Below are 19,253 nucleotides of genomic sequence, written 5' to 3'. Positions count from 1 at the left end.
ATTGATCTTCCAGCACTTTGACTTATTGATTGTCGTACCATGCAACCGCAGCTTCTATTTCATCTAGTGTTAATTGGTGACCGTGATTCTCCCAATGAAGCCTCACATGGGCATTTGCTTGTTGTAACACATCTTTGAGTTCTTCTGACTCTTCAGCAGGACATATAGGATCATTCGTTCCAGCAGCAATAAATACATTGATTCCAGACAGGTCAGGTAAAGACAATCCTCTTCGTGGAACCATTGGATGATGTAGAATTGCACCATATAACGCATGTGGATGATGGAATAATAAGCTAGCTGCAATATTAGCTCCATTTGAATACCCAACAGCAAAGATATGATTTCGATCAAACTCATATTGTTTTGCGGCTTCATCAAGGAAGTCGTTTAACTCTTGGGTACGGAAGATCAGATCTTCTTCATCAAAAACACCTTCAGCCAACCGTTTGAAAAAACGAGGCATGCCGTTTTCTAAGATGTTACCACGTACGCTAAGCACATTCGCTGCAGGATCGATTTTACTTGCTAAAGGTATAAGGTCTTGTTCGGTTCCGCCAGTACCGTGCAGAAGTAAGAGTGTTGGTCTTGATTGATCTGTTCCTTTTTGAAAAATATGCTTCATCAATTCTTTCCCCTTTCTTATTACGCACGTTGACCTACTTGTTTTAATACATCAACCAGCGTTTGTTTTTGTTGTTCATCAATGCCAACAAATAGTTCTTCAATCACTTGCTGATGTTGTGGGAAAATCTCATCCATTAATGCTTTACCGGCATCTGTTATATGAATATAAACGACACGGCGGTCTTCACTGCAATGTTGTCTTTCCAATAATCCTTTTGTTTCTAGTTTGTCAATTACATAAGTAATCGATCCAGTATTAATGAGTACACCTTCTGATATTTGGCGTATCGTTTGCTTTCCTTTATGATAGAGTGTCTCTAGAATTGTAAATTCAGAAGTCCGCATACCGTAATTGCTTATATCCTTTTTGATACGTTCTTGAACAGCTTTTGAAGCCTTCATCAACACAACAAATGATTTTAGAGAAAGATTCTCACTCATTGCTAGACCACCTTGTTTAATGTATTTAATTAATTTATTCTTAATTAAATATAAATCAAAAAATAGAAAGTGTCAATTCGATCGTTTAGATTCCAATTCTTTCTTACGCGCTAGAAGTGATTCAAATTCCTGATCCAACGCTTCAGTAGGTTCCATACTCAATTTGCTTAATGTTTCTGTAATCTTTGTCTCCAGCACAATTAGCTCTTGCTCGAATGGGTCTTCTTTTTGTTTTTTCGTATCGTTTTTATAGGCAGCGTATGTGCCTTCAAATAGGTTAATTTGATGATTTTCAAAAACGATGATACGGTTAGCTATTTCTTGAATAAACCTTCGATCGTGGGAAACAAATAGTACGGTTCCTTCATAATCCGTTAATAGTTGTTCTAATGCCTCTACTGCATCAATATCCAGAAAATTAGTAGGCTCATCAAGAATGATGGTATTAACATTACTAACAAATAATTTAGCAAAGGCAACTTTAACTCGTTCCCCCCCACTCAATACCTTAATTTCCTTATAAACATCTTCGCGATAAAAATGTAGTCTGGCTAACACGGTCCTAATTAGTGCTTCATCTTGGCTGGATGTGTCACTTACATTTTCTAAGATGGTTTTATTTATATCCAGCACATCTAAATTCTGACTGAAATAACCGATTTTCATAGCAGGAGAAGATTGTATCTGATCCTCTTGATTGATTATTTTTTTAATTAATGTTGTTTTCCCGCTACCGTTTGGACCGATAATTGCTAATTTATCGCCACCCCTGATTTGAAAACTTACGTTATTCCAAAGCAAGCGGTCACCAACTTTCCCAGCTACTTCTTCTACGCGCAGTATAATTCGACCTTTTGTCCCTTCCTCATTCGGAAGTTTCATTTTAATTGGCGGTATTTCTTTTACTTTTTCAACTTTATCCAGTTTTTCAAGACGAGTTTCAATGGCCTTCGCCGATTTACGTAATTTCTTTTGCTTATTCGCATAATAAGGCTTAGCACCGGTGATTTTTGCTTCCGAGTTGCTTGTTTGCTTTGGTTTCTTGGTTGCTCTCTGTGCTTTTTGTTCTTTGAGTTCCAGCGCTTCCTCTAGCTGTGATTTCTTCTTGATATACGATTCATAAGCTTGTTCTTGTTGCCTTATTTCCTGTTGTTTTTGTTTATAGTAATCGGAATAGTTTCCTTTATATTCGCTTACCTTGCCGTCTTGTAATTCCCAGATTTTCGTGCAGATGTTATCTAAGAAAGCACGGTCATGAGAAACTATGACCAAGATACCCTTCCATTTTTTTAGTTGTTTTTCTAATTTTTCAATTCGAGTTGTATCTAAATTTGTAGTTGGTTCGTCCAGGAAAAAAATATCCGCTTTTTTCGCAAGTGCTTTGTCAATATATTCTTGAGTAATCTCCCCACCGCTTTTAGTTGTATTGGTTCGTTTTAATTGAGGAAGCAGGTGTCTTGTACCATCTGTTACGATATGCCCTGTCTCCGGGACAATCTCCCCAGCTAATATTTTCATTAATGTTGTTTTGCCGCTGCCGTTCCTACCAACCAAACCAATTCGGTTTCCTTCGTGAAGGCGAAGGTTGGTTACATCAATTAATTTCCGATCTTTCATATACATAGATAAATTCTTTGCTTCTAAAAAACCCAATTCTACCACTCCAATCTTTCTTGTGTTGGAGAGACAAAAAAAGCCTCCCATTCATTTCAGAATAGGAGGGCAAACGGTGTGGTAAAAGGGGATATAATATACCCCGAAAAGTATACCACGATAAAGCACAATCCTATTCTGAAACGTTCGTAAAATGACATACAAAAAGGAACAGACTACCATCTGTTATTAAATGCCTTTTGTCGAATGTTTTCAGTGAATAGGATTAGTACTTCATTTAATTGGATCACCCTTTGCTTTTTAGTTAGTACCATTATATACAGTGTAAATGAATTTGTCTACCTGGTCATTCGCCCTTTACGTTTTGAATTTATTGTTTAAAGTATACATACCTAATAATTCTAGTTAGGTGAACGTATGTTTAACAGAGCATTAGTCAAAGGCAGAGTATATCGTTGCTGGTCCTTCAATTATTAAATGAACGGGATATGTATGGATATGAACTTGTAAAGGAAATGGATCAACGTAGTGATCATCATTTTCAAATGAAAGAAGGGACCCTGTATCCAGCCATACATAAGCTAGAGAAGCAAGCATATATATCGTTTTATTGGCAAGAACAAGAAAAAAGTCGAGCCCGAAAATATATTTGTATAACAGAACTTAAAAAGAATATGCTCGAGGAAAAAACAAGTGAGTGGCATTGCTATGTTCAAGTTATGAATAGCCTAACTAGGAGAGATCAATCGTGACGAAAGCAAGGGATCGATTTCTTTACGAGCTGGATCAGGCTTCCCCAATCTATTACTTATGTATGTGACAATTTTTAAGCTTATCCCGTATGAATGTTTTCAATCATTATTAAGGTTTCCGTTTATTATTGCTTGTATTGGTTTCACGTGGGGAAGAAGAACATCTGTCTAGCGCAGGCATAGCTTTATAATCGAGATAATTTGTCGCTACATACATAGAATTTCTATGTGTATAGCAACACTTAATAAGAAGGATATGTTTATGGATGGTCAAGTTCTTATGCACTTTCATGTCGTATCTATTAAAACGCCAATTTAATAGAGTTGGTTTGATTTTCCGTTTATTTATTTCTAATGGAAAAAGTTCAGGAAGTTATCGAGTATCGTTTTCAGCTTTGTAAATATTATTTTACAAAGCTAGTTAAACCCTATGAAGGCGAGAAGGGAGATAGATATTTTCATTCCAGCTTGATTGGATTAGGTATCGGTGCACCACTGCTTGCTGTTATTATTGGGGTTGTTAATGTCTGCAGATAACGTATTCCAGAAGATGATTTAGCGAAATGGGGCGCTTCGAATTATTAATATAACAATTACTTCTTAATGGGTCTTTGTAATTCGTTTTATCAAATATACGAATATCGACAATCAATAAATTACCGTCTCTATGTTTTTTATTAAGCGACCTATGGATACATTAGATCTTACTTTGGTGCATAGCTTCATGTCTTTCCTTATGGTAATATTTGGTTATACTCGGATTCGGGTATGGATAAAACGATAATTTTTTCCTTCACTTCTATTTATTGCAGGGTTATTATTCTACTACGGGCGTAAATGCAATAAATATAGAGAAGGTTGTGTTAGATAAAAATCTAAAGCATTATGAACATACACAGAAGATAAATGTATCGTATTTAGATCTGCTTTCTTATAGCGGATGGAATGGCATGATTTATTTATATGAAAAGGCTCAAGAACTTTCTGAAATAAAGGAACGGCTTAAAAAGCGGATTAGTGAATGAGAATAACGGAAAACCAAGAATCGTGGCAATCCTTTAATTTCACCAAAAGGAAAGTAACAAATAAATGAAAATCAGCGCCGACTTTCGAATAAAGGATATGGGGGTTCCGACGATGGATTATTATACTCCAAAGCATGTTGCGATCATGATGGATGGAAATGGTAGGTGGGGAAAGCAGCGAGGATTAACTCGTAGTGAAGGGCACTACGCAGGAGCCCAAGCAATGGAGCATATCATTGATGCAAGTATTGAATTAAATATTCAAGTGTTAACTCTTTATGCATTTTCATCTGAAAATTGGTCGCGTCCAAAAGATGAGGTCAATTATTTAATGCAATTGCCGGTTAAATTTTTTAAACAAAAGCTACCAGAGTTTCAAAAACGGAATGTGATAATTCGGCTATCAGGTCATATAGAAAATTTGCCAAAGAAAACAAAAAAATCACTACTCCAGGCAGTTGAACAAACCAAGCACAATACAGGTATTATTGTTAATTTTGCTTTCAATTATGGTGGCAGAGCTGATATTCTACAGGCAACTAGACAAATAATTTGCGAGGCAGCGAATAAACAAATAGATATTAATCAGGTGAATGAAGAACTCTTTCAGCGTTATTTGTATACAAGTGAATTGCCTGATCCAGAGTTAGTAATTCGAACAGGAGGTGAGAAGCGGGTTAGTAACTTTCTATTATGGCAATCTTCCATGGCAGAATTGTATTTCTCTGATAAATATTTCCCTGACTTTGGCAAACTGGAATTAGAAGCAGCGATAAATGAGTTTCGGCGTAAGCAGGGTACAAAACAAAATGAAATGTTAAGTTAAAACAGCTTGTTGTTCAGGCTGTTTTTTTAAGAGGTATCATAATCATACGACAAACTTAAAGGTGATAGACCCTTTTTTCATTAAAAAAGGATTATGTCTTCTCGTCCTTCCCCAAAATCCTGATCGACTTGGCTTTTTAGTCTCTCCTTTTGATAGGCTTTTAATTTTCCTTTGTACACAAGCTCAAATACTTCATTCGAAAGCAAGTCATGAGGCGTAATTAGAGCCGGCGGCTTGTGATATTCAATAACATTACTCTTTTTAAGTACAGTGGCAACAAATTGAGAACAAAAGAATGCGTTTCTGCGTTTGATAGGGATTTGGAGGAGAATCCCAAATACACCTAGCAGATTATAACGATAATTATCTTGTTCTTGCTGTATCTCTTGTACATAGGCATTCATTTTATTCCATTGTTCGTTTGTGATGGTAAAGGAATAAATCGCTCCACTAGCTTGCTTAAAAAGGCCTGTTTGAATATCTTCTTTAATAAAACCACCAATAAACGGGTTTCTTCGTTTTTTTCTCCCAAAACTATAGACCTTTTCCAGTTCTTCATCAAAAGCTATGGAAGCGTGGTTGTATGGCTTTCTGGTGTAACACTTAATTAGCTTAGTAAACCAAGTCCCCGTATCCGTAAGTAGTATATATATCTGTTTATCATTCATCATCGTATTTCCCCTTATTTATCGTTTTGGATCTCCCTGATATTGAACTACTTTGAATAACACTTATTACATATTCCTGAATCTATCATAGGTTGTAAAAGAAGGCTTGATAAGCAGCTTGCGAAATAATAGAGGGTAGGTCTAAGGATGTATTTTTGGTATGTTGACAAACACCAACATGTGTAATATATTTATTACACATGATGCTTAAATATTAAGTTTGAGAGGAAGTGGGGATATCCTTCATGATTGAAAAAATGAGAGACCGCGTGTTAGTAAAGTATGAGTAAACAAGATGGAGATACACTGCTTGTCCTTTTTGAAGCGTTAGCCAACCCACATCGATTAAAGATCATTTCCATTCTTTTTGTCGAAAGGCAGTATGTTAGTCAACTAGCTAGAGAAGCAGAAATGAGTAGACCGTTACTATATATGCATTTACAAAAACTAGAGAAAGCAGGGCTTGTAAAGAGTGAAATGGAACTATCTACGGACGGTAAAGCCATGAAATATTATGAGCTTGTTGCTTTTGATTTTACGATCACCCCAGCTTTAATCAAAGATGCGGCGGAAACCATAACAATAAAAAAGAAAGAAGGGAAATAGAATGGATTCTGAAACAATGTTTGGATTAGCGGGAATGCTTTTCGTTGTGCTAATTATTGGGCTCGCAGTTGTATTGCTTGTATCGCTTACAAAAGTATGGCAGACAAAAAATCAAACTTCTAAGGAAGAGGTGTATCAAAACCTTGCTGCTGAAGTAATTGAAGTTCAGAAAGCTTCTAATGCGCATCAGGAAAAAATATCTACTGATATGGAGGAAGTAAAAGCAAAGGTTGTATCAATGGAAAAAATGCTAAAAGAAGTGGAATAGGTGGTAGGGTCTTCATAGATCCTATCTTTTTTAAATTTTCTAACAAATAACACCGTATTATGATATCCTATTTATAAAAGGAGGCGGTCATTATGAATATAAAAACGTTACGCATTTTCTGTAAAGGTATTGATCTATACTAATGGTTTAAGGAGTGATTGTTCTGAATCAAGCATTGTTAATTATTGATGCTCAACAGGAGTTAATTGATGGGAATGAGACAGAAAATGGTGTTTACGATAAAGTAATGCTAATTAATCGAATTAACCTTGCGATTGAGAAGGCGCAGGAGGCAAATGCCCCCATTATTTGTGTAAGAGATGTGGACGTAAGCGAAGGCGAGGGTGCTGGTTTTCAAATACATGAGGAAATACAAATCCCATCAGGAGTAATGACCTTTGATAAACAAGCAACGAATTCATTTCACGGTACGGATCTAAAAAACTACCTATTCAAAAATGAAATAGACCACCTCGTTATCATGGGATGTCAAACGGAGCATTGTATCGACACGGCAGTACGAACAGCAACGATAAGTGGATTTGATGTTACATTAGTAGAAAATGGTCATTCGACAGTTGATAGCGAAGACTTTTCAGCAGAGCAAATTATCAAACATCATAACCGGGTTTTGCACGGACATTACAATGTCGAACATTTTTCAATTGTAAGGAAAGTGGAGGAAAATTTATTCCATCCCACACATGATACTTATCGATAAGTAATTGGCACCCTTGTAATTTATAATCTATATGCTATTCTAATGGTAATTATAAAGAATGGAGGTTTCCTAATGATTTTAATCAGACTACGTTTCCATTTGAACTACTAACTGAATACGTTCAGGGTAGCACTGCATGTACTGTAGTGTTAATGGGGATAGTCTGCCTTTTAGGAAATGATAGTCGTTGATGATTAAGAGGGAGGGGTTGCCTCCTTCTTTTTTTATGCATAGAATGCTTCAGGTAACCAAGGTTAGGTAATAAAACTTGATCCATGTACATACAGTACACAGGCAGTGGTCTGTGTTTTTTCTTTGTGATTAAACGGAAGGAATATTATTTAAAAGGAGTGTACATGATGACATTATCGAATAAACAAGTTATTGAATTGGCAAATCAACATAACATGCAATTAGTGGAATCGTCACTAAAAGGAAACGAATCTGGGTTAGATTTTCAAGTTGTCTTTACAGAAGAGCCTTCTGGTGATCAATGGGTTCTCCGAATTCCAAGAAGGGAAGATGTTATTCCAAGGGCAAACAAGGAAAAGCGAATTTTGGATGTTGTTGGTAGACACCTATCAGTGCAGACACCCAATTGGTCTGTTTTCACGGATGAATTAATTGCATATAAACGACTAACAGGTATTCCTACAGGCACGATCGATCCCCAAGCAAAACGTTATGATTGGGAAATCGACGACAAAAACGTGCCTGATCAATTTCATGAAACACTGGGAAAGGCAATGATGGAATTGCATCAAATTAATCATCATGAAGCTGAGGAAGCTGGAATGACAATGAATACTCCTGTAGAACTGCAGCCATCAATGAAAAAACGTATGGATAAGGTAAAGCAAGAATTTAAGATTGGTGAGCCTTTATGGGGACGTTGGCAAAGATGGTTAGCAAATGATTCATTTTGGCCAAAACACACAGCGGTAATTCATGGCGATTTACACCCAGGTCATATATTAATTAATAAACAAGCTGAAGTGACAGGGTTAATCGACTGGACAGAAGGTAGAGTGGATGACCCTGCTAATGACTTTGTGGCCCATCTTGCAGCATTTGGTGAGGAAGCATTGAAACAATTAATAGCTGCATATCAAGAAGCTGGTGGATATGTATGGCCAAATATGTTTGCACATATCGTAGAGCTTTCTGCTGCTTATCCTGTAGCAATAGCAGAATTTGCTATGATATCTGGCATGGGTGAATATAAGGAAATGGCACAAGAAGCGTTATTAGCTAACTAATTATATGAAGGAAAACTAAGATAAGCCTTGATCCTTTGCGATTGGACAATATATAAAAGAGCACTGCAAGGGATCTCAAGCTATGCATCAATTAAATAGTTAACCCAAAAGCAGAACAATAAAATAGGAATAAAAAAACGCTGATACGAAGCGCAGTCAACATACGTCTGTATACAAAAATCCGAACGAATTCGAGAGGAATCGTTCGGATTACTATGAGAATAAGATACTTTTTGTCCACTTTCCTGCTATTTTTGCTTTGCGGCTTGTGTCATTTGGTTCCAGATAGACCCTTTTGCCTCTTCACCATCTTCAATCCTTGCTAAGGCCATTTTCACTTGCATTCTGACTTCAAATTCAGGGTCTTCCATCGCATCTTTAAGAGCAGGAACCGCTGATTCATCACCTAATTCATATAAAAACATTGCCGCGCGCCAACGAACAAGTCTACTCTTATCCGATAGCGAATGGATGACTTCAGGCATCGCCTCTTTAAATCCGAGGTCAGATAAACAGTCGCCTGCCGTCCGTCTCACATTTACCCCTTTATCCTTTAGTGCTTTGTACAGATAAGGCAGTACCTTTTTGTCTTCAATCATCCCAAGATAGGCAGTGGCTAATCTGCGAATAGAGGACTTATCATCTTCAAGTGCTTTATTTAATACAGGTAAATCTTCTATTGTTGGATCCAATCGATCCAACGCCGCATAGCGTTCTTTCCAATTTGGATGATCAAGCATTTCAACTGTTACTTTTTGATGGAGGGATGATACAAATGAAGCATCATTCGTTAAAGCGTAGTTAACGAGATCGGTTAGTCTTTGTTCATTATAACTAGCTGCTATTTCTTCAACTACTTCACAGCCGATCTCTTCTATATCACCATAACGAGGCTTCTGTTCAATCCATTTACGTTCTTCGAGCATATTATCCGATGATTTAGTTGCTTCCATGGCAGCATTCATAAATCGCTCTGGTAAGCCAAAACGTTTTTCTGTATCACCCTCTAATAGTTTCACTTGCATAGGGATATAGCGAAAGGTTTGAATATATACATTTACTTCCCCATATGCTTCTTCCATACTTGCGTTATTTGCAGGGATATCTTTATTGTCTTCTTCTGCGGAGCCCAGAACTTGTCGCACTTCTGGAAGAATTTCTTCCCAGGAAACTCTTGGATTTCTTTCAAGCGCTATAAAATCGATTACACGGTAGATTCCTTTTACTCCTCTAATCTGAAACAAATCTTGTATATATGGCGGAGCATCCTGTTTATCATCATCTAACTTGAAATTTTGTGTTTGCCCATCTGCTAGTTGTTCATCCACGTTAATTTTCATCGAATATGGGCTAGGGGTTGGTTCAATGGAAACGATCTTCACGATTCATTCCTCCTTTGTAATCAGGGTCGTTATATGAAAACTACTGTTAATAACTATTAAAAGTTTAACAAAAGTGAAAGCGATAATCTATGCCAGTTCCCCATCATCTATTGGTGAATGATCGATATAAACCATCTAAAAAGCGCTGTGTCATTATAATATCATTTGGAATACCATTTCTAAGAGAGTAACGTCATTAGGAAAAAGAAGGTAAAAATGGCCCCGGTTTTTCTTGACTATGGTTAGATGGCATTAGATAATTTATCAATTGCTTCTTGCTCTGATGAAACAAAAAATACATTGTTTCCTTTGTTACACTCATAAATAAAATCTTTGAGTGATTTACTGGTATGAGACGAAAAATCCCCAATAATTGCAAACTTTATATGATAGGTAGCAACCTTTTGGAGGATCGCCCCTGCAAGTCTTGTACGAAGCTTAAAAAAATCTTCAGAAATCGCTTCTTTGTTTAATGCTATTCGACTACCACCTGTCTCACTGCTAATCGTCATAATTACATCTAATGCACGTTGCTCATCTGTTAACAGGATTGAATCTGCATTAGCTATTACGATGATATGTCCGTTAGCCTCTGTCTTTTTAATATTCATCTTCCACCCTCTATTCGAATTGCAGGATAAATTTTCGCTTACCTTTAGAAAAAGGCTGCTTCAGCAGCCCTTCACTGGTTTAATGCTAATCACATTTAGTCTCGGTGGTACACACTTTCATTCTGCAACTTTAATTTGATCAACCGTTCCTTTGTTCTAGTAAACTGGAAAATCGTTGTTCAAACAGCTTGCGATCTTCTTCAGAAAAAGGCTTCGGGCCTTTGGTTCGTTTGCCGCTTTTTCTTGCCATCGCGCTTAAATAGCGGGTCTGTAATAGTCGGTCAATATTTTCATTTGTATAAATGAAGCCTTTGTGGTGAACAACATCACAATTTTTCGCAAGGCCCAATGATGCAAGTCCATAATCTTGTGTCACAATAATGTCTCCTGATTTAGCTAATTTCATAATTCGATAGTCAGCTGCCTCAGCACCTGCGTCGACATAGATGGTATTTACTCCATCTGGATCTTCCTTATTAGAAAAATGGGAAAAACTTTGAACAAAAGTTACGGGGGTATTCCAACTCTTTGCCAATTCAATGATGGATGGTTTCACAGGACAAGCATCTGCATCGACATATATATGCATGAAAAAACCTCACATTCGTACATTAACGTTGGAGTGAGCATAATCCGAATCGGTCAAAAAGTCAAGTTATAAAATATTTTGTGTAATTTAATATTGTACACTTTACAATAGTGTGCGACATACACTATACTGTGTTTAGGAGTTGATTAAATGAGTGAAGCCAAAGAACATTTAGATAAACTAACGCAGGAACTACGTAGAGGTACGATCACCATTGGCGTTTTAAGTCAATTATCCAAACCTCAATATGGATATTCTTTAGTAACTAAATTAAACGAGGAGGGAATTCATGTTGAGCCTGGAACGTTATATCCATTGCTTCGCAGACTTGAAAAGCAAGGTTTATTAGAAAGTACCTGGGATACCAATGAAGCAAGACCTAGGAAATACTACATGTTAAGCAAGATGGGAGCGGAAGTGTTCGAACTGTTATGGAAGGAGTGGCAAAAGATGGTGGATAGCTTAAACCATTTAATTGATTTAGATAAAGGAGGAGATAAGAATGGAGATGATTGATCGGTATATATATGCCGTGACACAACGCTTATCGCAATCACAACGAGAAGACATTTCACAGGAGCTTAGAGGGTTAATTACGGATATGTTGGAAGAACGGATGGAGGGATTGCAAGCGGCAGAAAACGATGTAGAGCAAGTATTAAGCGAATTGGGGGATCCTAAGAAACTTGCACAGCAATACCAAGGAACAAAAAAGTATATTATCGGACCTGAACTTTATGATCCATTTATAATGGTTATGAAAGTAGTACTGATATCGATTGTGGCTGCAATGAGTATCATTTTTGCTATTCAAATCATAATTAATCCTGTTAATATCTTAGACTATTTTATTGATTATATTGTATCTTTTGTAACTACGATCCCGATGGCCATTGGCTGGGTAACATTTGGATTTGTGTTTTTGGAGTATTTTCAAAATGTAGATGGAAAAGACCTGAATTTAGAAAAGGATTGGTCCCCTTCAGATTTGCCGCAACTTCCTGATCCGAAAAGACAGATTAAACGACATGAGCCGCTAACATCGATTGTATTCTTTATTATTTTAATGGCAATGGCGGTCTTTTCTAGTAACTACTTTGGTATTTGGGCTTTTAACAATGGTGAATTGTCAACGGTCGTCCCATTTTTAAACGAAGCTACGTACAATGGCTATATGTTGTTAATTCTCCTTATTCTCAGTCTAGGTGTTATAAAAGAAATTGCTAAACTAGTTAACGGGAAATGGACGAACCGACTGTTTCTCTTTACGATGTTCATTGATGTAATAACTGTCATAGTAGTAATGGTAATGGTATCTGGACCAGATTTCTGGAATCCACTATTTATGCAAGAACTTGTGCAAGCTGACATGCTTACCGAAGGAAGCGATAACTATCAAACGATCGAGAATATTTGGGAAAGTACCACACTTTTGACATTGCTCTTACTAATTGGAGGGCTAGTTTGGAATATCATTGCTAGTTGGGTAAAAGTTAGAAAAGGAAAAGAATCTTAACAAATTATAGAACCGCCGAAATAATCGGCGGTTTGTTTTTATTCATTCGTCTAAACCATCGATTCTTATAGCTTCCAAGGTATGATTGTGCGGTTTTAGGAACTAATAGACCGGGATTTCCCTAAATAGATATATTCCATTGTAACCTCCCTTTTTGTTTTGTGTCATACTATTGTGAATATCAGTCAAACGGTAGTAAAGATTCATGATCTAAGAAGTTATTTTCTTTTTTATAAATTTTGATTATAATTATCATCAATTATCTTTTTGTATAGGGGAGGGGAAATACGATTAGTTGAACCCGGTGTTGAATGGGAAAATGAGCATCGAGCTTATGAAAAAGAGTGGGGCACTACTCGGATGATTCCTTCAAGCTTTGATTTATCAGGATATAATAACTATGACGTTATGTAAAGGAATTGGATCTAAAGCAAGAGGGAGCGGAGACAGGATGCTCAGTTCCAATTATTTATGAATTAATGACATGGATGAAACTGTAGCTATGGTGGATATTCGCCACCAATTAAATGAATTCCTTTTAAATTTTGGTGGCTATATTGGCTATAGCGTCAGGCCGTCTGAATGAAGAAAAGGGTATGCTACCATCCTTCTTCATGAAGCATTACACAAGTGCAAAGATGAAAGATATACCGTGTATTCGTGACTTGTGACATGGATAACATTGGTTCTGCAAAAACGATTATAAAAAATGGCGGATTAGAAGGTACTAACGAACGAGGAGGTTCTGGATAAACAATGTCTAACAGCATAGAACAAATCATAATGAAACCGATGGTATATCGAGATTGGCCAGAGGTTAGGGATATATATATGGAAGGAATTGCTACTGGCAATGCTACGTTTGATACACAAGCTCCAACATGGGAAGAGTGGAATGAGAAATATTTAAATGTCTGCAGATTAGTTGCATCGGAACAGGGGAAAGTCATTGGATGGGCTGCATTACTGCCGATTTCGAGTAAAAAAGCGTATGCAGGTGCTGCGGAGTTAAGTATATATTTAAGCGCTGCAAGTCGAGGCAAGGGAATAGGCAGAAAGCTCATGGAATATGTTATTTCAGAGAGTGAAGCAAATGGATTCTGGACACTACAATCTGGAATTTTCCCTGAAAATGAAGGGAGTATTCGACTACATGAAAAACTAGGATTTTATCAAGTAGGTGTTCGTAAGCGAATCGGAAAATTAAATGGCGTATGGAGAGATGTTGTTTTATTGGAAAGGCGTAGTGACTCGGTTGGAGTTGATTAAGGAAAAAGCTTGAATTAGGATCCAAGCTTCAGGCTGTCGAGCTCGGGAACAATAAATTTCGATCAGTACATGAAGTTGAAGGTAGAGTAGAAGATGTTGATGATTTCTATAAAAAAGGGAAAGAACGATGGAATTATCAAAAGGGAAGTATTGCATTTCAGGGACCGGATTCAGTCTGTGTTTCCAATAATTGATAACGTAAACTAGAACAACCTGTATTCGTAGGAAGAATCAGGTTGTTCTTTGGTTCCGTGCGACTATCCTAAAAATTCACTTTGTAGAATACCCTTATGTAATAAATCATGCCAATTTCCATTTCTAAATAAGTATTGTCTTGTTGTTCCATCATGTTTAAAGCCTAGTTTTTCATATAAGTGAACAGCCCTATGATTGAATGAAAATACTCGAAGGGATATGCGATGGAGGTTCATTTCAAGAAAAGCATATGTCAATCATATTCTCATTGCTTCGTAACCATAACCTTTACCCCAGTATTCCTTTTCACCGATGTCGATAATAATCTCCGTGATTCTATTTTTATGATCGATTTGAGTTAGTGACACAATGCCTATCGGCTAATCTGTTTCTTTCGGCGTAAATATCTAATCGGGCATTGGTTGCCTCCATTACTTCCAAATTATTACGCCAATTGTGGTATTGTTCAACATCTGAAAGGGTTATTTTTCTAAATCTACGTTTTGCTGATTCAAATAGCATGGAATAGATCACTCCTTTGTGTTTACTGGACATAGCATGTGTTTTAAAGAAAACAGTAACCCGTCTATTTGTTCCTCCGTATTTGTCACTGCACTACCGTGTTGAAAAGTGTTTAACATTAAACCATCGATACAGGAAATAATAAACTGTGCAATCGCATCTTTGGATACTATTGGGTTAAATTCACCGTTTGCTTCACCCAATTGTATGGTTTCTTTAATTACTTCAATCATCAGTTCATATCGTTTCTTTAGATAAGAAGCATTTTCTTTATCCATCTTGTATTTCGTCGAAAGAAAAAATTCGGAGCGAGCTAGAATAAGAGAGTCACGATTAAATTGAATGCTTTTTTTCTGATCTTTTATCCAAGTTGTAAGCTGATTCCATACCGATTTATTATAATCAAGTGTAGGAAGGATTTGCTGATCCTCTTGATAGAGCACGTCCATGAAAATATGGTCTAAATGATTAAAATAACTATAAAGTCCCCCTCTTGAAATCTTGGCCTCTGTTAGAATATCCTCCATCGTTGCATGGGTATATCCCTTATTAATAAATACCTTTTTTGCCGCTGCTAAAATTGCTTGTCTCTTCTCTAACTTGTAAGAGTGACTAACTTTAGGCATGAATATGTTCACCTCAATAAAAACGACAATATTGTCGTTTTTATTGAATTTTACGTAACATAAGCATTAAAGTCAATAAGATATATTACAATTTATTTAAATATTAAATACATTTTGTTATTTTTGATTCATAATACCTAAGTATTTTATCTCTTATGAAAAGGATTTACTATAAATATAGGCTGAAGTCCTCTTAAAACAGGGGAATATATGCTATATAATAGTATTGTTGTATGGTAATCACATTTTTGTGTAATGTTGTAGTAGTCTGAGGTGAAAAAATGGAGTCCTTACATTCGATAAATGGACAAATTAGTCGTATGCAAAATTCTCTCTATGACCTGAATTTACAACTGGAAAATAGACGAAGAGAACTGGAGAGATTGGCACTTGCCTTGTCTAATTTATATGATTATAAAGATGATTTTAAACAAAATAGAAAATTATGTGTTACTCCTGAGCTTTCTCCGAATACATGGCATGGTCAGTATGCATCTCGGTTTCAACAATTTAAAGATAATGAGGTTTTAGCGAACTACATATCTTTATATGATTATCAATTAGTTCAAACGATTGATCAACTAAATGAAAAGATTCGGGAAATCAAGCAATCAATTATTGATATCAGAATGGATCTGTCTAATCAGCGTAACGAACTAGATCATTTATATGATAAGCAAAGAAGGGAGTTAATGAGTTAACGTGAGTAAAGAAATAAAGCTACAACAGGAACCTGTCATCCAAGCATTAACGAATTTGAAAACAGCGACAGAATCTATGGATGCAACTGGGCTGGGAAAAGAAATAGAAGGCAATAACACGTTAGATATGGTTACGAAAATAAATGAAATTAATCATCAATTAGAAGATATATTAACCACATACCAAACAATACTCTTAAATCATGAACAGGAAACTGCTAAAGCTGTAGATAACTTTATGCAAACAGAACAAACGATCGCATCTTCTATGGAGCTTTCAAAATAATTGATTGAACTACCACGACTAAACACTTCTTTTACATTCCTCATCAGGAGGTATTTCCATGAAAATAATTGATATTCAAACACTGAACTCTAATATAAGTGAAATGCAACATACCATTCACCAAATCCAAAAACAGTTACATCCTGTTAGCCAAGCAGTTCAACAAATTGCTTCTCTGGATGATGCCTTGAAAGGCAAAGGGGCGAGCGCTATTCGATCCTTTTACGAGGATGTTCATCAACCCTTTTTAGCGTTTATGGACAATTTTTTAACGTCATACGATCAAATGTTAAATCAAATAAAAGATACGGTTCATTCGTTTGAACCAGCGACAGATGGTTTTGTTCGCCAATCTTTCTTAGAGCAGGATTTAGAAGAAGGGCTGAAACAGTTGGAAAATGTCACACAAGGATTAACGGATAACGTCAACCGGGAACTGACAAAGATACAAGATATTATATCGTTACCGCACTTAGATGATATGGATTTATTGACTAGTATTCACCAGGCGAAAAACAAGAAAAATGAAATGATAGAGCAGCTTTATGCTTTAGACAGTTCACAATTAAGGGCATTAGAGCCTATGATGCATGAACTGTCAATGATGACGAATTATTTATCGGAAATGCAGGAAACATTCCATGCAGATAAAGGAGCCGTTACTACGTACGACCCGACGACATTAGATAAGTTAACTTATTATCAGGAAGTAGTAGAAGCGAATTCAACGAAAACCGAATGATTAGGCTTTTGATTTTAATAACACCGTTTTAATGCGGTGTTATTTTTTGCTGTCAACAGCTTGGTTGTTCTTCTTACCTCTCTGAATCAAAAGTAAATATTCCCAAAAATTTTGGTTGGTTTTCTGATTAAATGTTGAAAACATAACATAAAACAAAAATAAATAAAAATAAATATATTTTGTTTGTATTTGCAAACGTTGACTTGTGATTGTTATCTGATTATAATTACAGTTAAATAATCTTTCATCTTCAATGAAACCGTTAACAAAAAAGGTGAAAGATAAAGGTTTATAAATCTGTTAGAAAGGGTGGATATAATTTGATTAGAAAAGCATTTAAAATGAAAGTTTATCCAGATAAACATGAAGAATACCAAAAAAGGCATCGAGAAATTTGGCCAGAGATGATAGAGGCACTACATAAACACAAAGCAAGGAATTATTCAATCTTTTTAGATGAGGGAACGAGTACGCTTTTTGGTTATGTTGAGATTGAAGACGAAGTGACATGGAATATGCTAGCTGCATCGGATATTAATCAACGCTGGTGGGCATATATGGAATCAGTTATGGAAACGAATTCAGATAAAAGTCCGGTGACAGAAGATCTTAAAGAAGTTTTTCATATGGCTTAATTAGAAGGAGAGAGTGGGTAATGGCTAAGAGAAAGTTTGGGGCAAAAAAGGTTACTGGTTGGAAAGCAACGATTGCTGTAGCGATGGCAAATTATATTGAAGCTGGTTCGATTATTGCTGCTGCTAGTAGTCTTACATTGTGGCAAGCCTATTTAAATATTGATAGTTTTGGCGTTGGCTTACTAAGTGCATTAAGTGCAAATGCTTTTGGTGCTGCTGTCGGTGCTTTAATTGGTGGTCCTTTAACGGACAAATTTGGCAGGGCTTTCATATTTAAATATGATTTGCTTTTATATATGCTAGGTGTACTACTCATTGCGTTATCGGTTAATTTTCCGATGTTACTTATTGGAACGATCATAACAGGGGTGGCAGTTGGTGCTGGTGTACCTGTTTCTTGGACATACATTGCAGAAGAGTCACCTGAAGATAAGCGGGCTGCTCATGTTGGAACAGCCCAGCTAGCTTGGTCAACTGGTCCAATGGTGACGTTCTTCTTAGCTGTATTAGTAGCACCGTTAGGTTTGTTGGGATCACGCCTTATTTTCTTCCATTTATTAGTGATCGCATTTATCACTTGGTATATTAGACAAGGATTGGATGAATCAAAGATTTGGCAAGAACAAAAAGATAAAGAAGAAAAGGAATCTGTACTTGGTAAGGAAAAGCGGAGCTCTATCAGGGAGTTATTCTCATTAAGTGTTAATCGAAAAGCGCTGTTCTTATTAATCGGGATTTATTTATTTTGGAATTTAACTTCTGGAGCAATGGGGTATTTTATGCCTTATATTTATGAGAATGTTGGTGGACTAAGTGGAGCACAGGCGAACTTATTACAGGCATTTTTGTGGATGTTTACAGTATTAACGACGTTCTTTGGGTTTATGAAATTAGGAGATAAATATAGTCGTAGATTGATATTTGGGCTTGGCGCTGTGATGGGTGTTGTAGCCTGGATTATCTTAACCTTTATGCCGATGACATGGCCTACACTAATCGCATTTGTTATTTTATGGGGTTCCGCTGCTGGAATTGGCGCACAAGCTTTCTATGCATTATGGACAAGTGAACTATTCCCGACTAGATATCGTGCTGGAGCCCAAGGGTTAATGTACTTTATTGTTCGAACAGGGATTGCAATATGGTCCTTTATCTTACCAACGTTAATGGTTACGCTTGGATTTAAAGTTGCAGGAATGGTCATGATCACATTCCTTATTATTCATGCGATTATTGGAATTGCTTTATCTCCGAAAACACAAGGAAAAACACTTAAACAAATTGAACAGGAACGATATGGTGAGGTAGATTCACTTAGGACAGAAGCAAAAGGTAGTAGTTGATAGATATAGAGTAGGATTGACTGTTGATA

The 19,253-nt window shown here is 36.5% G+C and carries 21 protein-coding genes and 2 pseudogenes; 14 read left to right on the top strand and 9 right to left on the bottom strand.

Annotation, left to right across the window (positions count from 1 at the left end; genetic code table 11):
- Window positions 1–22: 22 nt before the first annotated feature.
- From M948_RS23830 to M948_RS23820, 3 genes are all read right to left on the bottom strand, one after another.
- Window positions 23–628, bottom strand: coding sequence for an alpha/beta hydrolase (locus M948_RS23830; RefSeq protein WP_041203029.1), 606 nt, complete (start codon window positions 626–628; stop codon window positions 23–25).
- 17 nt (window positions 629–645) lie between these two features.
- A complete protein-coding gene (locus tag M948_RS23825) occupies window positions 646–1,068 on the bottom strand; it encodes a MarR family winged helix-turn-helix transcriptional regulator (RefSeq protein ID WP_021288852.1) in 423 nt (140 codons plus the stop codon).
- A gap of 72 nt (window positions 1,069–1,140) precedes the next feature.
- Window positions 1,141–2,721, bottom strand: coding sequence for a Vga family ABC-F type ribosomal protection protein (locus M948_RS23820; RefSeq protein WP_101953563.1), 1,581 nt, complete (start codon window positions 2,719–2,721; stop codon window positions 1,141–1,143).
- Window positions 2,722–3,099: 378 nt separating this feature from the next.
- Between M948_RS23820 and M948_RS23815 the strand changes: the two are divergent.
- Both M948_RS23815 and M948_RS23810 read left to right on the top strand, forming a co-directional pair.
- Window positions 3,100–3,434 (top strand): annotated as a pseudogene (locus tag M948_RS23815) (PadR family transcriptional regulator).
- Window positions 3,435–4,571: 1,137 nt separating this feature from the next.
- Window positions 4,572–5,285: an isoprenyl transferase gene (locus M948_RS23810; protein WP_021288848.1), complete on the top strand. Its 714-nt coding sequence runs from the start codon at window positions 4,572–4,574 to the stop codon at window positions 5,283–5,285.
- 80 nt (window positions 5,286–5,365) lie between these two features.
- Here M948_RS23810 and M948_RS23805 read toward each other — a convergent pair whose 3' ends face one another.
- Window positions 5,366–5,956: a hypothetical protein gene (locus M948_RS23805; protein WP_021288847.1), complete on the bottom strand. Its 591-nt coding sequence runs from the start codon at window positions 5,954–5,956 to the stop codon at window positions 5,366–5,368.
- A 279-nt stretch (window positions 5,957–6,235) separates the two neighbouring features.
- On the opposite strand from M948_RS23805, the gene M948_RS23800 reads away from it, so the two are divergent.
- The 4 genes from M948_RS23800 (at window position 6,236) to M948_RS23785 (ending at window position 8,807) form a co-directional block, all read left to right on the top strand.
- Window positions 6,236–6,559 (top strand): ArsR/SmtB family transcription factor, encoded by a 324-nt coding sequence (locus M948_RS23800; RefSeq protein WP_021288846.1) that lies wholly within the window; start codon window positions 6,236–6,238, stop codon window positions 6,557–6,559.
- Between the two features lies 1 nt (window position 6,560).
- Window positions 6,561–6,827 (top strand): hypothetical protein, encoded by a 267-nt coding sequence (locus tag M948_RS23795; protein WP_021288845.1) that lies wholly within the window; start codon window positions 6,561–6,563, stop codon window positions 6,825–6,827.
- A gap of 163 nt (window positions 6,828–6,990) precedes the next feature.
- On the top strand, window positions 6,991–7,548 hold the full coding sequence (locus M948_RS23790) for a cysteine hydrolase family protein (RefSeq protein ID WP_031334912.1): 558 nt from the start codon (window positions 6,991–6,993) through the stop codon (window positions 7,546–7,548).
- 359 nt (window positions 7,549–7,907) lie between these two features.
- Window positions 7,908–8,807: a macrolide 2'-phosphotransferase gene (locus M948_RS23785; RefSeq protein ID WP_021288843.1), complete on the top strand. Its 900-nt coding sequence runs from the start codon at window positions 7,908–7,910 to the stop codon at window positions 8,805–8,807.
- 248 nt (window positions 8,808–9,055) lie between these two features.
- Here the strand turns inward: M948_RS23785 and M948_RS23780 are convergent, their stop codons facing one another.
- The 3 genes from M948_RS23780 to M948_RS23770 all read right to left on the bottom strand — a co-directional run bounded on the left by M948_RS23780 (window position 9,056) and on the right by M948_RS23770 (window position 11,389).
- The gene (locus M948_RS23780) at window positions 9,056–10,189 is read right to left on the bottom strand and encodes a conserved virulence factor C family protein (protein WP_021288842.1); all 1,134 of its coding nucleotides are present in this window, start codon (window positions 10,187–10,189) and stop codon (window positions 9,056–9,058) included.
- A 242-nt stretch (window positions 10,190–10,431) separates the two neighbouring features.
- Window positions 10,432–10,800 carry a DUF4180 domain-containing protein gene (locus tag M948_RS23775; protein ID WP_021288841.1) on the bottom strand — a complete coding sequence of 123 codons (369 nt, stop codon included), beginning with the start codon at window positions 10,798–10,800 and terminating at the stop codon, window positions 10,432–10,434.
- Window positions 10,801–10,939: 139 nt separating this feature from the next.
- A complete protein-coding gene (locus M948_RS23770; RefSeq protein ID WP_021288840.1) occupies window positions 10,940–11,389 on the bottom strand; it encodes a YaiI/YqxD family protein in 450 nt (149 codons plus the stop codon).
- A 150-nt stretch (window positions 11,390–11,539) separates the two neighbouring features.
- Here M948_RS23770 and M948_RS23765 point away from each other — a divergent pair, with 150 nt between their 5' ends.
- The 3 genes from M948_RS23765 to M948_RS23755 all read left to right on the top strand — a co-directional run bounded on the left by M948_RS23765 (window position 11,540) and on the right by M948_RS23755 (window position 14,174).
- Window positions 11,540–11,905 carry a PadR family transcriptional regulator gene (locus M948_RS23765; RefSeq protein ID WP_021288839.1) on the top strand — a complete coding sequence of 122 codons (366 nt, stop codon included), beginning with the start codon at window positions 11,540–11,542 and terminating at the stop codon, window positions 11,903–11,905.
- Window positions 11,892–12,905, top strand: a complete 1,014-nt coding sequence (locus M948_RS23760; protein WP_021288838.1) for an HAAS signaling domain-containing protein — start codon at window positions 11,892–11,894, stop codon at window positions 12,903–12,905. The genes M948_RS23765 and M948_RS23760 overlap by 14 nt, the downstream gene beginning before the upstream one ends.
- Window positions 12,906–13,661: 756 nt before the next feature.
- A complete protein-coding gene (locus tag M948_RS23755) occupies window positions 13,662–14,174 on the top strand; it encodes a GNAT family N-acetyltransferase (RefSeq protein WP_021288837.1) in 513 nt (170 codons plus the stop codon).
- Between the two features lie 257 nt (window positions 14,175–14,431).
- Here M948_RS23755 and M948_RS23750 read toward each other — a convergent pair.
- Window positions 14,432–14,891: pseudogene (locus M948_RS23750) on the bottom strand (GNAT family N-acetyltransferase).
- A gap of 8 nt (window positions 14,892–14,899) precedes the next feature.
- On the bottom strand, window positions 14,900–15,517 hold the full coding sequence (locus M948_RS23745) for a TetR family transcriptional regulator (protein ID WP_021288835.1): 618 nt from the start codon (window positions 15,515–15,517) through the stop codon (window positions 14,900–14,902).
- Between the two features lie 281 nt (window positions 15,518–15,798).
- Between M948_RS23745 and M948_RS23740 the strand changes: the two genes are divergently transcribed.
- From M948_RS23740 to M948_RS23720, 5 genes are all read left to right on the top strand, one after another.
- Entirely contained in the window at window positions 15,799–16,218 is a 420-nt protein-coding gene (locus M948_RS23740; protein ID WP_021288834.1) for a YwqH-like family protein, read from the top strand.
- 1 nt (window position 16,219) lies between these two features.
- The gene (locus tag M948_RS23735) at window positions 16,220–16,504 is read left to right on the top strand and encodes a YwqI/YxiC family protein (protein WP_021288833.1); all 285 of its coding nucleotides are present in this window, start codon (window positions 16,220–16,222) and stop codon (window positions 16,502–16,504) included.
- Between the two features lie 58 nt (window positions 16,505–16,562).
- Window positions 16,563–17,246, top strand: a complete 684-nt coding sequence (locus M948_RS23730) for an LXG domain-containing protein (RefSeq protein WP_021288832.1) — start codon at window positions 16,563–16,565, stop codon at window positions 17,244–17,246.
- A 320-nt stretch (window positions 17,247–17,566) separates the two neighbouring features.
- Window positions 17,567–17,881, top strand: coding sequence for an L-rhamnose mutarotase (gene rhaM, locus M948_RS23725; RefSeq protein WP_021288831.1), 315 nt, complete (start codon window positions 17,567–17,569; stop codon window positions 17,879–17,881).
- Window positions 17,882–17,901: 20 nt separating this feature from the next.
- Window positions 17,902–19,224, top strand: a complete 1,323-nt coding sequence (locus M948_RS23720; RefSeq protein WP_021288830.1) for an MFS transporter — start codon at window positions 17,902–17,904, stop codon at window positions 19,222–19,224.
- The last annotated feature ends 29 nt before the right edge of the window (window positions 19,225–19,253 follow it).

It is taken from the genome of Virgibacillus sp. CM-4, assembly GCF_000445495.1.
GTDB lineage: Bacteria > Bacillota > Bacilli > Bacillales > Amphibacillaceae > Virgibacillus > Virgibacillus salexigens.
Note: the sequence above shows the minus strand (reverse complement) of the source record. Positions and strands in the feature narration are given on the sequence as shown.